The sequence below is a fragment of the Streptococcus sp. KHUD_015 genome (assembly GCF_051106265.1).
Classification (GTDB): Bacteria; Bacillota; Bacilli; order Lactobacillales; family Streptococcaceae; genus Streptococcus.
The window spans coordinates 200,272-223,018 of the sequence record NZ_CP193665.1 but is presented as its reverse complement, the minus strand read 5'-3'; the positions used below and the strand labels follow the sequence as shown (position 1 = coordinate 223,018).

Annotated in this window: 20 protein-coding genes; 5 read left to right on the top strand and 15 right to left on the bottom strand. The window is 40.3% G+C overall.

Going from position 1 to position 22,747, the window contains the following annotated elements:
• Positions 1-26: 26 nt before the first annotated feature.
• The 8 genes from glmS to ruvB all read right to left on the bottom strand — a co-directional run bounded on the left by glmS (position 27) and on the right by ruvB (position 10,005).
• Entirely contained in the window at positions 27-1,835 is a 1,809-nt protein-coding gene (gene glmS / locus ACORHU_RS01140; RefSeq protein WP_434364574.1) for a glutamine--fructose-6-phosphate transaminase (isomerizing), read from the bottom strand.
• 192 nt (positions 1,836-2,027) lie between these two features.
• On the bottom strand, positions 2,028-3,407 hold the full coding sequence (gene bglA / locus ACORHU_RS01135; RefSeq protein WP_434364573.1) for a 6-phospho-beta-glucosidase: 1,380 nt from the start codon (positions 3,405-3,407) through the stop codon (positions 2,028-2,030).
• Between the two features lie 98 nt (positions 3,408-3,505).
• The gene (locus tag ACORHU_RS01130) at positions 3,506-5,359 is read right to left on the bottom strand and encodes a proline--tRNA ligase (RefSeq protein WP_434364572.1); all 1,854 of its coding nucleotides are present in this window, start codon (positions 5,357-5,359) and stop codon (positions 3,506-3,508) included.
• 12 nt (positions 5,360-5,371) lie between these two features.
• A complete protein-coding gene (rseP, locus tag ACORHU_RS01125) occupies positions 5,372-6,631 on the bottom strand; it encodes an RIP metalloprotease RseP (RefSeq protein WP_434364571.1) in 1,260 nt (419 codons plus the stop codon).
• A gap of 21 nt (positions 6,632-6,652) precedes the next feature.
• Positions 6,653-7,456: a phosphatidate cytidylyltransferase gene (locus tag ACORHU_RS01120; protein ID WP_434364570.1), complete on the bottom strand. Its 804-nt coding sequence runs from the start codon at positions 7,454-7,456 to the stop codon at positions 6,653-6,655.
• An 8-nt stretch (positions 7,457-7,464) separates the two neighbouring features.
• Positions 7,465-8,223: an isoprenyl transferase gene (locus ACORHU_RS01115; RefSeq protein ID WP_102210355.1), complete on the bottom strand. Its 759-nt coding sequence runs from the start codon at positions 8,221-8,223 to the stop codon at positions 7,465-7,467.
• 230 nt (positions 8,224-8,453) lie between these two features.
• Positions 8,454-9,026, bottom strand: coding sequence for a nucleotidyltransferase family protein (locus ACORHU_RS01110; RefSeq protein WP_434364569.1), 573 nt, complete (start codon positions 9,024-9,026; stop codon positions 8,454-8,456).
• Positions 9,007-10,005: a Holliday junction branch migration DNA helicase RuvB gene (ruvB, locus tag ACORHU_RS01105; RefSeq protein WP_434364568.1), complete on the bottom strand. Its 999-nt coding sequence runs from the start codon at positions 10,003-10,005 to the stop codon at positions 9,007-9,009. The genes ACORHU_RS01110 and ruvB overlap by 20 nt, the downstream gene beginning before the upstream one ends.
• Positions 10,006-10,138: 133 nt before the next feature.
• Between ruvB and ACORHU_RS01100 the strand changes: the two genes are divergently transcribed.
• Complete coding sequence (locus tag ACORHU_RS01100) at positions 10,139-10,231, top strand: type I toxin-antitoxin system Fst family toxin (RefSeq protein ID WP_000970382.1); 93 nt, start codon at positions 10,139-10,141, stop codon at positions 10,229-10,231.
• An 816-nt stretch (positions 10,232-11,047) separates the two neighbouring features.
• On the opposite strand, the gene ACORHU_RS01095 is transcribed toward ACORHU_RS01100, so the two are convergent.
• From ACORHU_RS01095 to leuS, 7 genes are all read right to left on the bottom strand, one after another.
• On the bottom strand, positions 11,048-11,464 hold the full coding sequence (locus ACORHU_RS01095; RefSeq protein WP_434364567.1) for a GNAT family N-acetyltransferase: 417 nt from the start codon (positions 11,462-11,464) through the stop codon (positions 11,048-11,050).
• A gap of 11 nt (positions 11,465-11,475) precedes the next feature.
• Positions 11,476-12,171 (bottom strand): GNAT family N-acetyltransferase, encoded by a 696-nt coding sequence (locus ACORHU_RS01090; RefSeq protein ID WP_434364566.1) that lies wholly within the window; start codon positions 12,169-12,171, stop codon positions 11,476-11,478.
• A gap of 94 nt (positions 12,172-12,265) precedes the next feature.
• The gene (locus ACORHU_RS01085) at positions 12,266-12,685 is read right to left on the bottom strand and encodes a DUF3021 domain-containing protein (protein WP_153219816.1); all 420 of its coding nucleotides are present in this window, start codon (positions 12,683-12,685) and stop codon (positions 12,266-12,268) included.
• Between the two features lie 9 nt (positions 12,686-12,694).
• The gene (locus ACORHU_RS01080; RefSeq protein WP_125451132.1) at positions 12,695-13,150 is read right to left on the bottom strand and encodes a LytTR family DNA-binding domain-containing protein; all 456 of its coding nucleotides are present in this window, start codon (positions 13,148-13,150) and stop codon (positions 12,695-12,697) included.
• An 18-nt stretch (positions 13,151-13,168) separates the two neighbouring features.
• Positions 13,169-14,011 (bottom strand): ABC transporter permease, encoded by an 843-nt coding sequence (locus ACORHU_RS01075; protein WP_434364565.1) that lies wholly within the window; start codon positions 14,009-14,011, stop codon positions 13,169-13,171.
• On the bottom strand, positions 14,011-14,877 hold the full coding sequence (locus ACORHU_RS01070; protein WP_434364564.1) for an ATP-binding cassette domain-containing protein: 867 nt from the start codon (positions 14,875-14,877) through the stop codon (positions 14,011-14,013). Before ACORHU_RS01070 ends, ACORHU_RS01075 begins: the two co-directional genes overlap by 1 nt.
• Before the next feature lie 251 nt (positions 14,878-15,128).
• A complete protein-coding gene (gene leuS, locus ACORHU_RS01065) occupies positions 15,129-17,630 on the bottom strand; it encodes a leucine--tRNA ligase (protein ID WP_434364563.1) in 2,502 nt (833 codons plus the stop codon).
• A gap of 147 nt (positions 17,631-17,777) precedes the next feature.
• Between leuS and ACORHU_RS01060 the strand changes: the two genes are divergently transcribed.
• From ACORHU_RS01060 to ACORHU_RS01045, 4 genes are all read left to right on the top strand, one after another.
• Positions 17,778-19,427 (top strand): histidine kinase, encoded by a 1,650-nt coding sequence (locus tag ACORHU_RS01060; RefSeq protein ID WP_261054878.1) that lies wholly within the window; start codon positions 17,778-17,780, stop codon positions 19,425-19,427.
• On the top strand, positions 19,420-20,190 hold the full coding sequence (locus ACORHU_RS01055) for a response regulator (protein WP_261033670.1): 771 nt from the start codon (positions 19,420-19,422) through the stop codon (positions 20,188-20,190). Before ACORHU_RS01060 ends, ACORHU_RS01055 begins: the two co-directional genes overlap by 8 nt.
• Before the next feature lie 298 nt (positions 20,191-20,488).
• Positions 20,489-21,529, top strand: a complete 1,041-nt coding sequence (locus ACORHU_RS01050; protein ID WP_261054877.1) for an ABC transporter substrate-binding protein — start codon at positions 20,489-20,491, stop codon at positions 21,527-21,529.
• Between the two features lie 162 nt (positions 21,530-21,691).
• A complete protein-coding gene (locus ACORHU_RS01045) occupies positions 21,692-22,738 on the top strand; it encodes an ABC transporter substrate-binding protein (protein WP_000731166.1) in 1,047 nt (348 codons plus the stop codon).
• Positions 22,739-22,747: the final 9 nt, after the last annotated feature.

Sequence of the window (22,747 nt, the reverse complement as noted above, 5' to 3'; positions counted from 1 at the left end):
AGCCTAGATAACTAGACTTTTTTAGCTTATTCTACCGTTACTGACTTGGCAAGGTTACGTGGTTTGTCCACATCGAGGCCACGGTGGAGTGTTGCAAAGTAAGCGACCAATTGCGTTGGCACAACCATTGAAATTGGTGAGAGGTAAGGGTGTACAGTCGTAAGCACGATGTCATCTGTATCTTTAGCAACATTTTCTTCTGCGATAGTGAGAACCTTGGCACCACGGGCTGCGACCTCTTGGATATTTCCACGAGTATGGTTGGCAAGAACTGGATCTGACAAGAGGGCCAAAACAGGCGTTCCTTCTTCAATCAAGGCAATAGTTCCATGCTTGAGCTCTCCTGCCGCAAAGCCTTCACACTGGATGTAAGAAATCTCTTTGAGTTTAAGGCTTGCTTCCATAGCTACGTAGTAATCTTGACCACGCCCAATATAAAAGGCATTGCGAGTTGTTTCAAGAAGCTCACGAACCTTGGCTTCAATGGTTTCTTTCTCTGAAAGAGTAGATTCGATAGACTGAGCTACGATTGACAATTCATGAACCAAATCAAAGGATTGCGCTTTGGTATTTCCATTTGCTTCTCCGACTGCTTTTGCAAGGAAGGCAAGGGCTGCAATTTGCGCTGTATAGGCCTTGGTTGATGCCACGGCAATTTCAGGACCTGCATGAAGAAGCATGGTATGGTTAGCTTCACGAGAAAGAGTTGAACCTGGTACGTTTGTCACTGTCAAGCTTGGGATTCCCATTTCATTAGCCTTAACCAAAACCTGACGGCTATCCGCTGTTTCACCAGACTGACTGATAAAGATGAAGAGTGGTTTCTTGCTGAGAAGTGGCATACCGTAGCCCCACTCAGATGAGATCCCAAGTTCAACTGGTGTATCTGTCAATTCTTCCAACATTTTCTTAGAAGCAAATCCTGCGTGGTAAGATGTTCCAGCTGCAAGGATGTAGATACGGTCTGCGTCTTGAACAGCCTGGATGATAGCTGGGTCTACCACTACTTGACCAGCCTCATCTGTGTAGGCTTGGATGAGTTTACGCATAACAGTTGGTTGCTCATCAATTTCCTTGAGCATGTAGTAAGGATAAGTTCCCTTACCGATATCAGACAAGTCAAGTTCAGCAGTGTAACTAGCACGTTCACGGCTATTGCCATCATAGTCTTGAATTTCCACGCTATCAGCCTTGACGATTACCAACTCTTGGTCATGAATTTCCATGTATTGGTTGGTCTCACGAATCATAGCCATGGCGTCTGAACAAACCATGTTGTAGCCTTCCCCAAGACCAATCAAAATCGGTGATTTATTTTTAGCCACGTAGATGACTTCAGGATCTTGTGAGTCAACCAAGGCAAAGGCATAAGAACCACGGATGATGTGAAGGGCTTTTTTAAAGGCTTCAAGAACTGAGAGACCTTCTTCTTCCACAAATTTTCCAATCAAGTGAACGGCAATTTCCGTATCTGTTTGCCCTTTGAAATGGTGACCTGCAAGGTATTCTTCCTTGATTTCAAGATAGTTTTCAATCACTCCATTGTGAACCAAGACAAAACGTTCAGTCTCAGAGCGATGTGGGTGAGCATTGTCTTCCGTTGGTTTCCCGTGAGTCGCCCAACGAGTATGTCCGATACCAGTTGTTCCCTCAACACCAGCTGTCTTGGCAGACAATTCTGCAATACGACCAACCGCCTTAACCAGATGGTTTTCAGCACCACCTAGGACAAAAATTCCCGCAGAATCATAGCCACGGTATTCGAGCTTTTCAAGCCCTTGAATCAAAATATCAGTTGCATTCGTGTTACCAACAACACCAACAATTCCACACATAGTATATACGACACAGACCAGCTGTGCTTTCTCCTTAAAATTGGTATAGTCTGATTTCTCTTTTATAGAATCAGCAAAAACAGTATATACTTGTTTCTTTCACTTGTCAAGAGTAAAAATTGGTATAGTTCAAATTACGCTCCTGTAAGCAAAAGACTCTGACCAATTAGGATAATCAGGCAGAGTCCTTTTTTAAAATCCATTATTATCGCTTAATTCCTTGAACCAGTGCCCTGATTTCTTCAGACGACGTTCTTGCGTTTCCAAGTCTAATTCAACCAAACCATAGCGATTTTTATAGCTATTGAGCCATGACCAGCAATCGATAAAGGTCCAGATTAAGTATCCTTTACAGTTGGCTCCGTCTTCAATGGCACGGTGCAGTTCACGAAGATGACCTTTTACAAAGTCAATACGATAATCATCTTGAATCATCCCATCTTGACGGAATTTTTCCTCTCCTTCAACACCCATACCATTCTCTGTCAACATCCACTCGATATTACCATAATTTTCCTTGATATTTTGGGCAATGTCATAAATCCCTTGCTCATAAATCTCCCAGCCACGGTGAGGATTAATTTTACGTCCAGGCATCACATAAGGCTCATAAAAATGTTCTGGTAAGAGTGGACTCTCTGGATGCTTAGCAAATCGAGGAGCCATAACACGCAAAGGTTGATAGTAGTTGACACCAAGGAAGTCCACCGTATTGTCACGAATGAGCTCCAACTCCTCCTCTGTAGCATCAGGCAAGAGCCCGTATTCATGCAAGATTTCTACCAACTCCTGTGGATAAGTCCCCAAAACAGACGGATCTAAGAAAGATTGGGCCTGAAAAAGATCCGCAATACGAGCAGCCTTGACATCAGCAGGATGCTGGCTACGTGGATAAGCCGGTGTCAAGTTTAAGACAATCCCAATCTTGGAATCAGGCAAGAGTTCATGACAGGCCTTAACCGCCCGACTGCTGGCCAATTGTGTATAATAAGCTACTTTAACCGCTGCCTCTGCATCCACCTTATGTGGATAATGGGCATCGTAAAAATAGCCAAATTCTACTGGAACGATTGGCTCGTTAAAGGTAATCCATTGATCCACTAAATCTCCATAAGTCTCAAAACAAAAACGAGCATAGTCTTCATAGGCTGAGACTGTCGCCTTATTTTCCCAACCATCACCATCCTCTTGAAGGGCAAAAGGCAAATCAAAATGATAAAGATTGACTAAAAGACGAATCCCTTTGGCCTTAATAGCCTCAAAAACCTTACGGTAAAAATCTACACCCTGAGAATTGACTTTTCCACGTCCTTGTGGAAAAATCCGTGACCACTGAATAGAAGTTCGAAAGGCCGTGTGACCAGTTTCTAACAGGAGGTCGATATCCTGTTCCCAATTTTCATAAAAGGTCGATGTCTTATCTGGACCAATCCCATTATAGTAACGATTTGGCTCCACTTGGTACCAATAATCCCAGAGATTATCTCCCTTACCGTCACCAGCTATACGTCCTTCTGTCTGTGGCCCAGAAGTAGAGGATCCCCAGACAAAATCCTTTGGAAATCTTAGCATACATTTACCTCTTTATCTACTCATTTTTCCCATTATACAGAAAAAACAAGGCAAAAACTAGTTACATTTTTTCCTTGTTTTTCTTCTGATTATAGTTTTTATTTCTTGCTGAGGATTTCAAGCGTTTCGAGCAAGTTATCTGCATGAACTTCGATGGTGTCACCAGTCGCTTTAATCTTAACTTCTACGATACCATCGGCCGCTTTCTTCCCAACAGTGATACGAATTGGCAATCCAATCAAGTCGCTATCACTGAATTTGACTCCGACACGTTCGTTACGGTCGTCTGTCAAAACTTCGTAACCAGCTCCCATCAAGCTTGCTTCAAGCTTTTCTGTCAAGGCTTGCGCTTCTTCATCCTTGACATTGACAGTAATCAAGTGCACATCAAATGGTGCCAATTCTTTAGGGAAATTGATTCCCCAAGCGTAACGGTATTCACCTTTTGGTGTTTTGTTAACAAAGAGGCGTGCATGTTGCTCCATCACTGCTGAAAGGAGACGGCTGACACCGATACCGTAACATCCCATGATAATTGGCACAGCACGGCCATTTTCATCCAAAACATCTGCTCCCATGCTTGCTGAATAGCGAGTACCAAGTTTGAAGATGTGACCAATTTCGATACCACGCGCAAAGTTAAGGACTCCTTGCCCGTCTGGGGAAATTTCACCCTCACGAACTTCACGGATATCCACATATTCTGCAGTAAAATCACGGCCTGGGTTCACACCAGTCAAGTGATAGCCATCTTCGTTAGCGCCGACCACTGCATTGCGAACATCTTGCACCTTACGGTCTGCAATGATTTTAACATTCTCTGGCAAACCAACTGGTCCAAGTGAACCGAACCCTGCTTGAATAAGATTCGCTACTTCTTCTTCGCTAGCAACGTCGAAGAAATCTGCTCCCAAATGGTTTTTCAACTTAACTTCGTTAAGCTGGTCATTTCCAACTAGAAGGGCTGCAACAAGCTCACCATCTGCCATGTAGAAGAGAGTTTTAATTGTTTGTTCTTCTGGAACGTTGAGGAAGGCTGCAACCTCATCGATTGATTTAACATCTGGTGTTGCAACACGAGTCACTTCTTCTTCAGCGACAACACGGTTGCTTGGTTTGTACTCGTTTGTTGCCATTTCCAAATTAGCCGCATAGCTAGACTCACTTGAGTAAGCAATGGTATCTTCACCAGAAACCATCCACTTAAGCAATTCTGCCTTGATTTCTTCTTGCACTTCTGCAGGAATTTCGTCAAATGAGGCAACCGACTTATCCAAGACAACCCAGCGGTCAAGGTCTGTACGAGCAGGTGTAATGGCCATAAATTCTTGGCTATCCTTACCACCCATGGCTCCCCCGTCACCAATAATAGCCTTGAAATCTAAGCCACTACGAGTGAAAATACGCTCATAAGCAGCCTTGTACTCATCGTAAACACTGTCCAAGCTATCATAGTTAGCGTGAAAACTGTAAGCATCCTTCATGATGAACTCACGTGTACGAAGAAGTCCATTACGTGGGCGTTTTTCATCACGATACTTAGGTTGGATTTGGTAAAGGTTGAGTGGCAATTGCTTGTAAGACTTAACAGAATCACGGACAATAGCTGTAAAGGTTTCTTCGTGAGTTGGACCTAGAATGAAGTCTGATTTTTCACGGTTTTTTAGTTTGTAAAGGTCCTCACCATAAGTTTCGTAACGACCTGATTCGCGCCACAATTCTGCACTAAGAAGGGCAGGAGCCAACATCTCAACTGCACCAATCTTATCAAATTCTTGGCGCATGATGTTTTTAGCTTTTTCAATCACACGGTTGGCAAGTGGTAGATAAGAATAAACACCTGCTGAGACTTGACGAACATAACCAGCTCGCAGCATAAGAGCATGGCTGATAACTTGAGCATCGCTTGGCATTTCGCGAAGCGTTGGGATAGGCATTTTACTTTGTTTCATAATATTCCTCGATTATCTAAAAAAGAGTCGCATAATGTCATTCCAGGTCACAGCAATCATCAAGACAACCATGATGACCACTCCGGCCAAGGTGACATAGGTTTCAATTTCTTGTTTTAATGGTTTGCGGCGAATGGCTTCCAGGATATTGAGCACAATCTTACCACCATCCAATGCTGGAATCGGAATAAGATTAAAAATACCAATATTGATGGACATCATTGCCAAGAAGTACAAGACATTCTCAATTCCATTTTTAGCAGCATCACTACTTGCCTTAAAGATGGCAACAGGTCCACCTAGCTTGTTCAAATCTGGTTGGAAAATCAGATTTTTCAGAGCTGATAAAATTCTAAGCGCCGAGTCAGCAGCGGTTGTAAAACCACCTACAAACATGGATAGAAAATCTGACTTAATCCCCGGTTGAACACCTAGAAGATATTGACCTTGACTTTCTTCTGGGGTAACTGTTACTTGTTTGTCACTACCCTTTTCAGAAATAGTCACATCCAAGGTTGGGGCCGTCTTATCTTTGGTTTCTGATTCCACAGCCTGAATCAAACTTTCCCAGTTGCTAATCTCATGTGAGCCAATCTTGGTAATTTGTGCCGTTTCTGGTACTCCTACCTTAGCCAAGGTCCCTTGAGGCATGACATGGAACTGGTTGGTATCGACATCTCTGACTCCACCCTGCATGAAGATTAAAATCCAGAAAACAACGACACCTAAGATAAAGTTGTTCATAGGACCTGCAAAATTGGTAATCAGTTTGCCCCAGATAGTCGCATTTTGATATTGAACATCTAAAGGTGCAATCCGAACCTCAGTTCCATCTGCTTCCACAACCGTTGCGTCGTGATCCACTGCAAATGTTTTTTCTTCTTCCAGAACCAAGCCCTTGATAAAGAGCTTGTCTTCAAAATCAAACTGGGTCACCTGCATAGGAAGAGCTGTTTGATCCAATTTTTTACCTGAGAGATTGATGCGTTTAACTTTACCATCATCAGTAAGGGTCAAACTGACAGGAGTTCCTGTCTTGATTTCAGTTGTATCATCACCCCAACCGGCCATACGAACGTAGCCACCCAGAGGCAAGATTCGAATGGTATAGGCCGTTCCATCCTTACCAATATGAGCAAAGATCTTGGGTCCCATGCCAATGGCAAATTCACGCACTAGAATCCCTGATTTCTTGGCAAAGTAGAAGTGTCCAAACTCGTGCACCACTACAATAATCCCAAAAACCAGAATAAAGGTTAAAATTCCGAGCATAGTATTTCCTCCGTCTTTTGATTAAAAGAGTCCAAATAAGTGCATGATTGGAAATACAAGTAACATACTATCGAAACGATCCAAAACACCACCATGTCCAGGGATAAATTTCCCAGAATCCTTGACACCAAAGTGACGCTTGATCGAACTTTCTAGTAAATCACCAAATTGTCCAGCAATGCTAAAGAAAATAGCAAAGACTGACATCTTGTAAATTCCATACGGAAGAGCAACTGTCCTATCAAGCATCATAAAGATGATGGTTACTAAAATAGCACCTAAAATACCACCCAAGGCACCCTCAAAGGTTTTATTTGGAGAAACTGTCGGAGCTAATTTTCGTTTACCATAGTTCATCCCAACAAGATAGGCACCACTGTCTGTTGCCCAAACAATACACAAGGCTAATAGTGCCTTATCTAAACCTGCAACACGAGCATCTAGTAAGGCATTAAATCCAAAGCCCACGTAGAAACTCATAGCAAGCGGGAAAACAGCGTCCTCAATCGTATAAGACTTGCTAAATACAGTCGTTCCTAACATGATTGAAATCAGAACACTATAAGCAACCACATTCCCATCAACTGGCAAAAAAGTCAGGTAATTCTCCAAGGGAATGGTCAAAGCAAAGGTTGCAAAGAGGGTCAAGAGGCCCTCCATCGTCATGGTCTCTAGACCTCTCATCTTCAAAAGTTCATGCATGGCTAGCATGGCTATGATTCCGATTGCTATCTGCAGCAAAAGGCCCCCAATCATTAAAATTGGTAGGAAAATAGCCAGGGCAATCCCTGCAAACAAGGTTCTTTTCTGTAAATCCTGTGTCATATTTCCTCCTAAACTCCTCCAAATCGGCGATGACGACGATTGTAGGCAAGAATGGCTTCCTGCAAGGCCGCCTCGTCAAAATCAGGCCACAAGGTATCCGTAAAATAGAGCTCACTATAGGCTCCCTGCCATGGAAGGAAATTGCTCAAACGCAATTCTCCACTAGTCCGAATAATCAAGTCTGGGTCTCGTAACTCCTTAGGCAAATGCTGGGTGAAGAGATAGTTGCCAATCAAGTCCTCTGTGATGTCACCTGGGTTTATTTTGGCATCTAACACATCCTGGGAAATCAACTTAAGAGCCTGTGTAATCTCAGCACGTCCACCATAGTTGAGGGCAAAATTAAGAATCAAACCTGTGTTGTTCTTAGTCAATTCCTCAGCCTTGGTCAGAGCTTCAAAGGTTGGCTTAGGCAGTCGGTCTGTCTCCCCAATCATTTGAATCTTAACATTATTCGCATGCAGTTCCGGGACATAATTATCATAAAACTCTACTGGCAAGTTCATGATAAACTTGACTTCCTGATCGGGGCGGGTCCAGTTTTCCGTAGAAAAAGCATAAACTGTAATAACCTTCACCCCCAGTTTGTTGGCTGCCTTGGTCACAGTTTGCAATGCTTCCATGCCCGCCTTATGTCCAAAAACTCGCGGTTGCATACGTTTTTTAGCCCAACGGCCATTCCCATCCATAATGATGCCGATATGAGCAGGAACCTGTGTCGGAACCTCTACTTCCACAGCCTTATCTTTCTTAAAAAATCCAAACATGATCTTATTCCTATTCAAAAATCTATCGTTTCATTATACCATATTTCCCCATTTTCTTCTATCACTAAGCTATTTATTCTCAGGCACCAAGACCATTTTTCAAAAAAATAAGTCGCCTGATTAGGCGACTCTATTTTTATAGGGAGATTATTATGAAAAAGTTTTAGGAGTTTAAGTTAAGGTCTTCTTAACTTATGGACTTAGTATACACTTCCTAGCTTAAAGTTTCCTTAAGTATTTTTAAAAATCAAATTTTTCCATTTCTCCTGCCAATTTTTCTTGGATAGACGTGTTCGATAAAGTTCCATTCGGTCTTCATTCTCTAAAAAATGAGGAGTTGGGCAAACTTGAAAATTCAAAATATCCTCCAAACCATAAGGTGAATAGAACTCAAAATCCGATTCTTCATTCAAGCGTAGTCCAACAGCCGTACATCGTTCTGGATACTTACTCATGGCATCACGGGAACTGGTATAGGGAGCAGTATGAGGGCTATGCTGGTGCATATAGACTTGATTTTTCAATTCCCACTGGTACTGAGGAAAATCCTCTCTCAGCTTTTTCTCCAGCAATAAGGTTTCCTCATAAGAAATATCTGGATCAAAGAAAATCACGTCCACATCTGTTTCACGATCAAAAGATGGTCTGTCTGACAAGAGATTCCAGATGAAATTTCTGACAGAACCTGCTGCCAACCACGAGTCTTTCAGACCAAGGTATCGGATGATAGTTAAAATAGCCATCATATCCGGATTTTCTCTAAAAACCTCCAGAATTTCTTGCTCATTTTTCATTGTATTCATAACCTAAGTGCTCATATGCCTTAGCAGTCGCCACTCGTCCAGAACGTGTCCGTATGATAAAACCTTTTTGAATCAAGTAAGGCTCATACATATCTTCGACAGTCTCTCGCTCCTCTGCAATATTAACAGAAAGAGTTCCTAGACCAACAGGACCACCACCATACATCTCAATCATGGTCCGAAGGATTTTTTGGTCCACATAGTCCAAACCTTCATGGTCAACATCCAGCATAGTCAAAGCCTTATCGGTAATAAGATCATCGATCACCCCATTCCCCATAATCTGGGCAAAATCGCGCACGCGCTTGAGGAGACGATTGGCAATACGAGGGGTCCCACGACTACGTAGGGCCAACTCAGATGCTGCCTCATGAGTGATTTCCATCTCAAAAATATCTGCCGTCCGCTCGACAATTTCCGTCAAGTCAGTATGGGCATAATACTCCATGTGACCTGTAATTCCAAAACGTGCCCGTAGCGGATTTGAGAGCATACCAGCCCGAGTCGTCGCACCAATCAAGGTAAAAGGTGGCAACTCCAAATGAACACTGCGACTGCCTTCACCAGCCCCAATCATGATATCGATGTAGAAGTCCTCCATGGCACTATAAAGCACCTCTTCCACCGACATGGGCAAGCGATGAATCTCATCAATAAAAAGGACATCCCCAGGTTCTAAATCATTCAAAATCGCTACTAGATCACCGGCTTTTTCAATGACAGGCCCAGACGTCTGCTTGAGATTGACACCTAGTTCGTTGGCAATAACAAAGGCCATGGTCGTTTTCCCCAAGCCTGGAGGTCCAAATAAGAGCACATGATCTAGCGCTTCATCCCGCATTTTGGCTGCTTCTATAAAGATTTGAAGCTGGTCCTTAACCTTATCCTGCCCAATATATTCACGTAAGTACTGAGGACGGAGCGTGCGTTCTACTAACTCCTCATCCCCCATTATCTCATTATCTAAAATTCTACTCATGGCTCTATTATATCAAAAAACCAAGCCACAAACAAAAAAGCCACCTGATTAGGCGACTTCCGACTTTAGCACGTATGTGGTATAATATTGTTCGGCACTGCTACACCGCCTACGAAAGGAGGTGAGATAGCCCATGATGGAATTAGTACTCAAAACTATCATCGGACCAATTGTGGTCGGTGTCGTTCTTCGATTAGTCGATAAATGGCTAAACAAGGACAAATAGTGTCAAAAAAGACCTCAAGCTTAATGTGGAAGTTAGCTTGAGGTCTTTTCTAGTCCATGATATAGAACTAGTACTCAATTCCTTTTTATTATCCCACAGTTCACAAAATTTGTCAAAACTTTACATCCTCTTTAACCGCTGTACGACAAGACTTTCAAGTTTAAAAGAAAGTTAGGGATTCTATCAATTCATGGAAATTTTGATTTAGTAAACAAAGAGACAATCTTACATGTCACTCCTCATTTAATACGCCACTACTGGACAAGTAAAATCGTCATTACAATAGTTCCATTCCTTCATTTAACAGTCACTTACATTCAAAGTGAGGTTGAAGTAGCTGAAGTAACAGCAAACCTATTTCTTAGTCATATTTCCTAAAAAGTCCCCGCCAATTCCCCGACCAAAATCCGAAAAAGACCGGAAATTATCGGAAAATTATTTTTAGAATAGTCCCCAAAAGCCTGAAACAGAGCCAAAAAACTCCACCTGATTGGGTGGAGTTAAGGGAGATTATTATGAAAAAGAAAAGTTTAGGATTTTATTAAATAAAGTTAGGAGGTCTTTATTTAATAACTATATGATACAAAACGAAGCTTAAAACTAGCTTAACTTTTCTCAAATTTTACTGTTTTTTTGCAAAAAAACTCTATCACCATCACCTACCCACGAAAAAAGCCACCTGATTGGGTGACTTCATTAGGAGATTATGATGAAAAAAGTTTTAGGATTTCATTAAATAAAGTTAGGAGGTCTTTATTTAATGACTATATAATACTAGACTAGCCTTAAACTTTGCTTAAGAACAAACAAGTTTTATTATTTTTCTCTGTTGATCCAAGTCATTCCTATACAATCATAGGTAGATAAGGCTTCAAAACCCAAAGAACGATAAAATCCCACGTTTTTTTCTGTCTGTTCTGTCACCAGCTGGACTTGATAGGCATCTTTGTAATCTTCTAAAGCCTCCTTCATCAAGGATCTACCAATCCCTTGACGCTGATAGCTAGGCAAAACAATCAAATCCTGAACCAATACTGATGAGAATCCATCTCCAACCAAACGAATCAAGCCCACCACAGTATCACCATCAAGCGCCACATAAATCGCTAATGAATGAGATAAGGCCTGCTCCAGCATCTCTGATTGATCGGTATAATTTGTCCAACCGACAGCCTGATAGAGATGCAAAACATCCTCTAGCTTGACAAATTCTTGCTTTTTAATAGTGATCATGTCAACACCTCTTAAAACTCTCTCAAGCTCTTGTACTGCCGTCCATTTTTATCAAAATTTTCAGGAGCCAACCATGCTTCCAATCGAGCTTTGACTTGAGGCCAGTCCTTATCAATCATAGACAACCAATCCGTATCTCTCGTACGCCCCTTATAAACGACTGCCTGGCGGAAGGTTCCTTCATAGACAAATCCCAAACGCTCCGCAGCTCGTCTGGATGGCAGATTTAAGGCATCGCATTTCCACTCGTAGCGACGATAGTGAAATTCTTCAAAAACATAGCGCGCCAGGAGATAATGAGCTTCTGTCCCTATTCGTGTTCCCCTAAGTTCTGGAGAAAAAGTGACTGCTCCCACTTCTACCACTCGGTTATTCTGATCAATGCGCATGAGAGAAAATGTTCCCAAAGCCTCACCAGTTTCCTTGTCTATAATTGCATAGTAAAAGCGATCCTTACGAGCCAACATCTGATTTAAAAGGCCAACCAGTTCCTCCATATCCGCCACTGGTTCCTGAAAGAGGTAAGTCCACATCTCCCGCGGAGTATCTGGACCATAAACAGCTAATAAATCCTCAGCATGCTTTTTCGCCGAAAGAGCCTCTATCCGAGCATAACTCCCTTCTAAAAAGTCAATAGAAGGCAATTCACCTGGTGTATAACCTTCCATTAACTCACCAATCATCTGACCATATTCGTTTACTGGCATTTTTCTTCTCCTTGTTTTACGCTGAAAATACTATATCACAAATTGTTCTCTTTGGAAACTGGCACTGTCTTCAAACTTCATCCTCAACACTATATTAGTGACCCGTTTTCTGTCTTTTATCCTCTAAGGCTTGATTAATTCGTTGGGTGAGTTTGTGAGTTTGCCAGATTTGATACAACCATATCAATCCATAAATTAACAAGAAAAAGAACCAAAGCAAGGGACTCCACAAGGCTGAACCCCAACCAAAAAATAGAGAGGTCAATACTAAGATAGTAGCCGTCACTAATAAATGAACTCCTACACGTATACTAAAAGCAAGAAACTCTAGCTTTTCAAGTATTAAAGTCAATACCCCCATAATTCCACCCATTAAAAACAGAGCTAGAATATTTTTTGTCATTGGTTCAGGATAGGTAATACCTGGATAAAACTGAGTCAACACCATCATACTCAAATAAAAGAAGGAAGCCGTACGCATTCCCGATACAAAATAATCAATTAATCGTTTCATGATTTTCTCCTATAAACCTAGATAATTCATTAAGGACTTAACGTATTTCCGACTCACACTAGATTTGATGCCCCGAGTCATTTTAGCCATCATGTTCCCTGAAAAACTATCTGATAACGATTCTAAGTGGTCAATGTTTATAATTGAATGGCGTGATATCTGTATAAAGTTACGCCGATTAATCCGATTCTGAAAATTTATCAATGTTTCCTTAGTTTTATAAATCCCATCTACCGTATAAATGGTTAATAAATTCTTGTCAATATCAGCTAGAATAAGATCCTCAATTTTCACCATAACCAGATAATCATCCGTTCGAATAGGAATGGCCACCTGATTGGTCGTTGAAAATTGTTCTAAATACTCCATGATTTCCCTTGCTTGGCCGGTTAACTGAGCTGCCTGAATTACAATATGTGGGTCCTTTTCTGAAAACTCTGCCTTCATTTCAAAACGAATCTTCATTTTCTCTCCAATATACTTTTATTTTCTCTTGCTAAATACTTTAACAAATAAAAGCCAAAGAAGAATAGCGACGAGACATATAATAACCACTATAAAGTATGTCTCTTCCTTTGTCAATAGTTCTTGCCAGTTGATTTGGATTCCCATTTTTTCTTGAAATTCCTTTAACAAGCTGCTATTTCCTGTAAATGCGGTCTCTAAGTGCTCTTTCATTAAAATTTGTCGATAGAGAGAAGCAATATAAGTTGCAGGGGTACACTTCATGATAATCTGTGCAAAATCAGGTAAAACTCCAATAGGGACATAAGTTCCTACTAAAAATCCAGAAGCAGTTCCCACTATAGTTGCCAGTTTGCCAAGACTATCTACAGATTGAAAACGATAAATCAAGAGAATATTTATCAAACTTGAAAGCAGACTACTTAACAACATAATCAAAGCAATTTCTGGTAAATGACTGATAACTGGACTCTCTTTAAAATAAAGCCCCATAACAGCAAACATAAATACCTGCATGACAAAAGAGATGGTAATACTACTGATTAGATAGGACACCTGTAAACCCCAGCTACCTAAATCTGTCAAGAAGAGATCTTGATCCACTTGATTTTCACGATCCTGTACCATTTGTGTAAGAGCTGTAAAACTGGTTGTAATCCCAGTCACAGCCAAGGTCCCACCCATCAGCCAGTTATTTAAAAGGTTCGTATTATCAGGGAGTTGGGACCAAGCATCCGTCAAGTTTTTCTGCAAAAAAATGATATAAAGGAGGAAGGAAATCAATGCCCCCAATAGTGAGAAAAATACTCCTGAACGATTACGAAAATATAAGATAAAATTCCGTTTCAATAAAGCTAACATTAGCGAACCTCTCTTCCTGTAAGTGCAATAAAGGCATCATCCATAGTACCTGGACGAAACTCAAAAGAATCAATTTCTTCTCGTACTTTTGCCAAATATTCAATAGCTTCCAGTGATGTCCTTGGATAAAAAAGATATTCCAACTCATTTTCTTCCTTTACTGTCATTCCAGTCTGTAACAACTTTTCTAAATCCTTCATTTCTTTAAAACGAATTTTTAGGATATTAGATGCATACTGACTTTTAATAGCCATCGCAGAACCTTGCGCAATCACTTTCCCATGATCAACGATATAGATCTGATTTGCTTCATCCGCTTCATCCAGATAATGAGTCGTTAAGATAATAGTCATCCCTTCATCCTTTTGTAGTCGAGATAGTAAATCCCAAATGGCTTTGCGAGTCTGAATATCTAGACCTGTCGTTGGTTCATCTAAGAAAAGAATATCTGGCTGTGAAAGAAGAGCACGCGCAATATCAACCCTACGTTTTTGCCCACCTGACAAAGTCCCATATAGTTGCTTCTGGAAAGCAGTCAAACCCAGTTGATGGATCAAATCATCCACACGACTTGCTGCAATCTCCTTATACTGTTGAGCACGAATCGTAAGATTTTCCCTAACTGTCAACATCTCATCCAGTACACTAGCTTGAAAAACAACTCCTATTTTCGTATTTGGCGCATATCGAATCTGACCTTTTGTCGGCTTTTTCAAACCGATTAACATGGAAATGGTGGTTGATTTTCCTGCACCATTGGGACCCAAAATAGCATTAAAACTCCCTTTTTCAAACTCTAACTGAATATCGTCAACAGCCATATGATCGCCGTACCGTTTAGTCAAATGTTTAGCTTGTAAAATCATATTTAGTTCCTCCTCTTTACCTCATCAGTTTAACAAAAAGTATGAAAGAAAAATCGACTTTTGAGATAGGTGGTTAAAATGAGAGGTTAAGTGGTGAGATGACGGAAACAGGATTATATTTTTCATTCAAAAAATCCTCCAGATTCTACTCTGAAGGATTCTTATCTTATTTCACAACAATATTAACCAATTTAGTTGGCTTCAATAGTCCAGTGGACCATTGAAGGTGGCAAATAGAGCTAATAAACTCGTTATTTAACGACGATATTAACGAGTTTGTTAGGTACCGCAATCACCTTGACGATTTCCTTACCGTCAATTTCTGCTTTGACTTTTTCATCAGCTAGAGCAATCTCTTGCAATTCTTCGCGTGATAGGTCTTTAGCGACCATGAGTTTGGCACGAACTTTTCCTTTGATTTGAACAACGATTTCGATTTCGTCTTCAACCAATTTGCTTTCGTCCCATGTTGGCCAAGCCACGTAAGAGATTGACTCACCTGTTGCCGCAACAGTTTGCCAGAGTTCTTCTGCCAAATGAGGTGCAAATGGGGCAATCAACTGAACGAAGCCTTTGGCGTAGTCAACATAGAGCTTGTCTTCCTTGTTAGCCGCGTTGACAAAGACCATAAGTTGGGCAATAGCTGTGTTGAATTTCATTGATTCGATTTGTTCTGTGACAGCTTTAACGGTTTCGTTATAAACCTTGTCAAGAGCGCCATTGTTTTCCGCAGCGATTTCTTTACTTGTAATCAAGCGGTAAACACGGTCAAGGAACTTACGGCTTCCTTCCAGACCTTCTTCAGACCAAGCAATCGAAGCATCAAGTGGTCCCATAAACATTTCATAGACACGAAGGGTATCGGCACCGTATTGCTCCACCACATCGTCTGGGTTAACAACGTTCTTGAGCGATTTAGACATCTTGGCTGGCGCTTGCTCCAACTCTTCCCCTGTTTCCACATGGAAGAAAGAACCGTCACGTTTTTCAACCTTGTCAGTCGCCACAAGAGCCCCACGGTGGTCACGATAGCTTGTTCCCAAAATCATTCCTTGGTTAAAGAGTTTTTGGAATGGTTCCTTAGTTGGAACAACACCGAGGTCGTAGAGGAATTTGTGCCAGAAACGAGCATAAAGCAAGTGAAGAACAGCATGCTCTGCTCCACCCACATAGATATCTACTGGCAACCATTGTTTGAGAAGGTCCTCATCAGCCAATTTCTCAGTATTGTGTGGATCAATATAGCGGAGGTAATACCAACTTGAACCAGCCCATTGTGGCATGGTGTTGGTTTCACGACGACCTTTAACACCATCTTCACGAGTCACTTCAAGCCAATCTGTCAAGTTAGCTAGTGGACTTTCACCAGTACCTGAAGGACGGATGTCCTTGGTTACAGGCAAGACAAGTGGCAATTCACTTTCAGGGACAGCTGTTGATGTCCCATCTTCCCAATGAATGATAGGAATTGGCTCACCCCAGTAACGTTGACGGCTAAAGAGCCAGTCGCGGAGACGGTAGGTAACCTTCTCTTGTCCACAGCCCTTTTCTTCCAACCAAGCCACAATCTTGGCAATAGCGTCTTCTTTGTTGAGTCCATCTAGGAAGTCTGAATTGACATGAAGGCCATCTTCTGTGTAGGCAGCTTTTTCAACGTTTCCACCTTCAAGTACTTCGACGATTGGAAGATCAAATTGTTTGGCAAATTCCCAGTCACGTTGATCGTGGGCAGGAACAGCCATTACCGCACCTGTACCATAGCTAGCAAGAACATAGTCCGCAATCCAGATTGGAATTTCCTTGCCATTGACAGGGTTAATAGCATAAGCACCAGTCCAAACACCAGTTTTTTCCTTAGCAAGATCTGTACGAGCCAAGTCAGACTTGAGGCTAGCTTGATGTTTATAGTTTGCTACAGCTTCTGCTTGCTCTGAGCTTGTGATGGCGTCTACTAATTCATGTTCAGGAGCCAAGACAGTGAAAGTCGCACCGAAAAGAGTGTCTGGACGAGTGGTAAAGACAGTGAATTCCTTATCTGTTCCCTTAACTTTGAAAGTTACATTTGCACCAGTTGATTTCCCAATCCAGTTGCGTTGCATGTCCTTGATGGACTCTGGCCAGTCAAGTTCATCTAAGTCATTAAGCAGACGCTCCGCGTAGGCCGTGATTTTAAGCATCCATTGGCGCATTGGTTTGCGGACAACTGGATAGCCTCCACGCTCAGATGTTCCGTCAGGAAGAACTTCTTCGTTAGCGATGGCAGTTCCCAATTCTTCAACCCAGTTTACTGGCACTTCAGCTTCATAGGCCAAGCCTTTTTCGTAAAGCTTGGTGAAAATCCATTGCGTCCACTTGTAATAGTTTGGATCTGTTGTATTAACTTCACGATCCCAGTCATAAGAAAATCCAAGCGCATTGATTTGACGTTTGAAGTTGGCAATATTTTCCGCTGTAAATTCTGCTGGGTCATTACCTGTATCCATAGCGTATTGCTCTGCAGGCAAACCAAAAGCATCCCACCCCATTGGGTGAAGGACATTGTAGCCTTGCGCACGTTTGTAACGGCTGAGGATATCTGTCGCTGTATAGCCTTCTGGGTGTCCTACGTGCAGACCCGCTCCAGATGGATAAGGGAACATATCAAGAGCATAAAACTTCGGTTTTGATGCATCTGTTCCTGTCTTAAATGTATGATGTTCTGCCCAGTAGCCCTGCCACTTAGGCTCAATTTCTTTATGATTGTAAAAACTCATGGTCTCTCTCCAATTTTGTGATGTTACTATTATACCATTTTTGAGGGAATTTGGTCTCGTTCTATTCTATACTTTTCTATTTTACCTTGCTCTAGAATTTTTAAACTGCTATACTTATAACAGAAAACCCTTCCAAGGAGGTAGCGGATGTCTCATTCCTTTAAAAAATCTCTCCAAAAAGAAATTCTCCATAGAAGCTCTATCGCAGCTTTTATGACCTCTCTTTTACTACTCATTTTACTTTTTGGTTTTTCCTATTTTTTACAAAAGCAACAACTCTCCAAAGATACGAGACAGATTGTCAAACAGGTTCAAGAAATGAAAGAAGCCAATAATGAGCTCCTGACTACTATGAACCATAAAATGATTCCAGGATTTTTGGATGGCAAACACACAGAGAGAGAAGTCTTTAGCTTATTTTACGAGACAAAAGCTAAATTAAAACTTAGTTCTGACCTCATTATCCTAAGTGATACAGGTGAATTACTATTTAGTACCAATCGAAATCACCAAGAAAGTATTTTATCTCCCTACTATCTAAAACTACTCATTCAAAATCCTTCTCAAGATAAAGTTACAGAAAAAATTGCACTCTCTTCAGATAAGCAACATTACACACTCTTTATCAAACCACTACTTCAAAACCAACGAGTTAAGGCCTATACTATTGCTTTCGTAAATGAGAATGATTTCATCTCAAGTTTCCCAATGATCAATTCTAAATACATCATTACCGATAGCTTTGGAAATATGTTTTCCAACAATACAAATCAGTTTACTCGTTCCACTCTTGAAAAATTTGATGAAAAACTCCTACACTCTCGCACCCACTGGTATGCGAATGAACCGCTTATTGTTCAAAAAGAAAAAGTCGGTGCTATTTTTTCAATCTATACTTTTCAATCCTTCTTTCCTATTCCTAGCTTACTTGGTCTAGCCTCCATCCTCACCTTATGTATATTCTTCCTCTACTTCTGGCAAGCAAGGCGAATTGCTCATAAAATTGCCACACACAATGCTGTTCCTATTGAAAGTTTGGTTTACCAACTTCAAGAAATTCCTAAACAAGCAGAAAAAAGGCTTTCTCTACAAACAGGTGATGAGTTTGAGTTTATGGCAGAAAAAATCAACAATATGTTGTACGAATTAGATCAACTTCATCAAAAAATGTTGACCATAGAAAAAGAAAAGTGGATTTTTGAAAGAAAAATGCTGGAAGCTCAGTTCAATCCTCATTTTCTCTACAATACACTTGAGACAATTAAAATTACTTCTTTAATGGATGCCACCCTCACACAAGACCTAATTCAAAACCTCACGCGCATCCTTCGCTACAGTATCACGGATTTAGAAAAAGAAACAACCATTTGCCAAGATTTAAAGATTATAGAGGATTACCTTATGATTCATAAGATTCGTTTCGAGCACTTTTCCTATGATATTGTCTGCCCAGAAACTGTTGATAATCAGCCTATCCCTAAGCTTTTCTTGCTTCCTCTAGTAGAAAATGCTATAAAATATGGGATGCAATACCGTATTGATCTTCATATTGATATCCAAATTACCTTGGAATCAGATTCTCTAACTTTTTTAGTCAAGGATAATGCTGGAGGACTCACAAAACAAGAGCGACTCGCTATTTTAGACTCTTTAGAAAGCCCTCATACCCAGCATGGCATCGTGAACAGCTACAAACGATTGAGTAATTTCTTTTCTGATGTCCAGCTAGATTTAGGAGTCAATCGCCAAGGAGAAACTTGGGTCAAATTTATAACGAAAGGACTAACTCATGTTTAAGCTTATTATCGTAGAAGACGAACACCTCATTCGAAAATGGCTAGAGATTGCCGTAGACTACTCTGCCTTGGGTATCCAAGTCGTAGGAACTGCCAGTCACGGTCAAGAGGGAATGAAACTCATCCAAGAAAAAGAACCTCATATTGTCTTAACAGACATCACCATGCCAATTATGGATGCTTTTATGATGTTTGAAGCCACTCGTACTCTCTCCTATGAAAAAGTTATCTTATCAGGTTATAACGATTTTCAAAATGCCAAAAAAGCCATGCAATATGGAGCAGTTGATTTCTTATCCAAACCAATTGATACCAAGGAGTTGACAGAATGTCTTCAAAAAATTGTTTTGCGATTACGAGTTAGCACTCGTCAAGAAACTCCTTTTTTAGAAGAATATCAAACTTTACTCACCTCTATCCAACAAATTGATACACAAAACCAAATCATTCAGCAAATTCTTGAATTTGTGCACCAACACTACTGTATGCACTTTACCATTTCTAGCATTGCAGAGAATCTAGGATATAGTGAGAGTTATCTATATAAGGTTATCAAAGAAGACTTCCCAATGACGCTAAATGAATATATCTTACGCTACCGCCTCAAGCAAGCTATAGATAAAATAGCTGAGTCCCCTAATTCTCCCTTAAGCGATATCTCTGAACAAGTTGGATTTTCAGACTATAAATATTTTGCAAAAGTTTTTAAAAAGTATCTCCATATTTCTCCAAAAGAATTAAAACTTATGGATAAAAATCATTGATGTAAAAGGATTGCTCAAATCAGGCAATCTTTTTATTTTGTACTTATACTAGAGCAAACTATGAAACTCGCTACAAGCTGCTCAAATCTTAGCTTTGAGATCACAGATAAAATGACGTGCTTTGAAGAGTATTACCATCAAAATCTCAGCTAAAATTCACCAATCCTTGCTCTAGGAACTTATTTACTATTTTTCGTTTTAGATTTCTTTAAGGTTTTTATTATATCCTGTAGAACTCTACAATTTAAAGACATTAACAATCTAGGTAGAGAAAATGTTCGTAAAAAAGGAGATACTTATGAAAAAAATACTATTCTTTCTCTCTTGTGGCTGGATATTCCTTTCTTTATCAGGATGTTCTTCACCTATAGAAGCGGAAACTAGCACTGAAAAAGATTCAGATAGCACTTTGGTTGTCTACTCGCCTAACCCTGAAGACCTTATCGAAGAAACAATCCCAGCCTTCGAAGAAAAATATGGTATTAAGGTTGATTTAGTACAAGCCAGCACTGGTGAATTGTTCAAAAAAGCTGAGGCCGAAAAAGAATCCCCTGTAGCTGATGTCATTTTCGGAGGCTCCTACGCCCTCTTCTCTTCTAACGAAAATCTTTTTGAACCTTATATTTCTCAAGAAAACGACCAGATAATCCCTGATTATCAAAACAAAACTGGATTCTACACCCCTTACACACTGGATGTCAGTGTCATCATTGCCAATTCATCCCTTACAAAAGATATAAAAATTGAAGGATACAATGATCTGCTCAATCCTAAATTAAAAGGAAAAATCGCAACTGCTGATCCAAGTAATGCTTCTAGCGCTTTTGCACAATTAACAAACATGCTTGTCGATCAAGGGGGATACGAAAATGAACAAGCTTGGACCTATGTGAAAAATCTATTTACCCTAGTAGATGGAAAGATTGCATCTAGTTCTTCAAATGTTTACAAAGCTGTCGCCGATGGAGAAATGGCTGTTGGACTCACCTATGAAGACCCTGCCTTAAAACTCTTAAATGATGGGGTTGATGTAAAAGTTATTTATCCAAAAGAAGGAACCGTCTTTTTACCTGGTAACGCTGCCATCGTCAAAAATGCCAAACACATGGAAAACGCTAAGAAATTTATCGATTTCCTCCTTTCTCAAGAAATCCAAGATAAACTAGGAACTGAAACAACAATCAGGCCCATTCGTAAAAATGCTAAAACCAATAAAAATATGAAGGCTATGACAGAAATCAATATTGCCACTGAAGATTCCGATTATGTCATTAAAAACAAATCCGCCATTCTTAAAAAGTACAATGATATTTTTACAGATATCCAATCTAAAAAATAAAATTTGACTTTCCAATGATTAACTGTCAAACCCTGCTATAAAATCAAAAAGATTACTTCCGTTTTTGTAGAGAATTTTACTCTAATAGAATAGAATTATCGGTTTTAAAAACGCTTACATTGTTTTAAAATAAACTTAAATAACACAACGGAGGTATCCATCATGAAAAAGAAATGGATGTATTATGCTGCTTGCGGACTAGCTCTTTTTGGTCTTGCTGCTTGTTCTTCTAATGAATCTGCCGATGGCGGTTCATCTGATAAAGGAGACGGCGGTTCGCTAGTCGTTTATTCACCAAACTCAGAGGGCTTAATCGGAGCAACTATTCCTGCCTTTGAAGAAAAATATGGTATCAAAGTAGAACTGATTCAAGCTGGTACTGGAGAACTTTTCAAAAAACTAGAGTCAGAAAAAGAAGCTCCTGTAGCCGATGTCATCTTTGGTGGTTCTTATACACAATATGCTACCCACGGAGAACTCTTTGAAAACTATACTTCAAAAGAAAATGATAATGTTATCAAAGAATATCAAAACACAACTGGCTACTCTACTCCTTATACACTAGATGGTAGTGTTTTAATCGTCAATCCTGATTTAACGAAAGGCATGAACATCGAAGGATATAGCGACCTTCTCAAACCTGAACTAAAAGGAAAAATCGCAACTGCTGACCCAGCAAACTCTTCTAGCGCCTTTGCTCAATTAACAAATATGCTACAAGCTCAAGGTGGTTACAAAGACGATAAAGCTTGGTCTTATGTAAAAGATCTCTTCACACTTATTGATGGTAAAATCGGTTCAAGCTCATCTGGTGTCTATAAAGCAGTCGCTGACGGAGAAATGGCTGTTGGTCTCTCTTATGAAGATCCAGCAGTTAAACTCTTAAATGACGGAGCTAATATCAAGGTAGTCTATCCAAAAGAAGGAACCGTCTTCCTACCTGCTAGTGCTGCTATCGTTAAAAAAGCGAAAAATATGGAAAATGCCAAGAAATTTATCGATTTTATTATCTCTCAAGAAGTACAAGATACACTTGGTACAACCACTACTAACCGTCCTGTTCGTAAAAATGCCAAAACAAGCGAAAACATGAAACCAATTGACAAAATCAAAACACTCACTGAAGATTATGATTATGTCATCAAGAATAAATCAGATATCGTTAAGAAATACAACGAAGTCTTTACAGATATCCAATCTAAACAGTAAAAGAGGTTC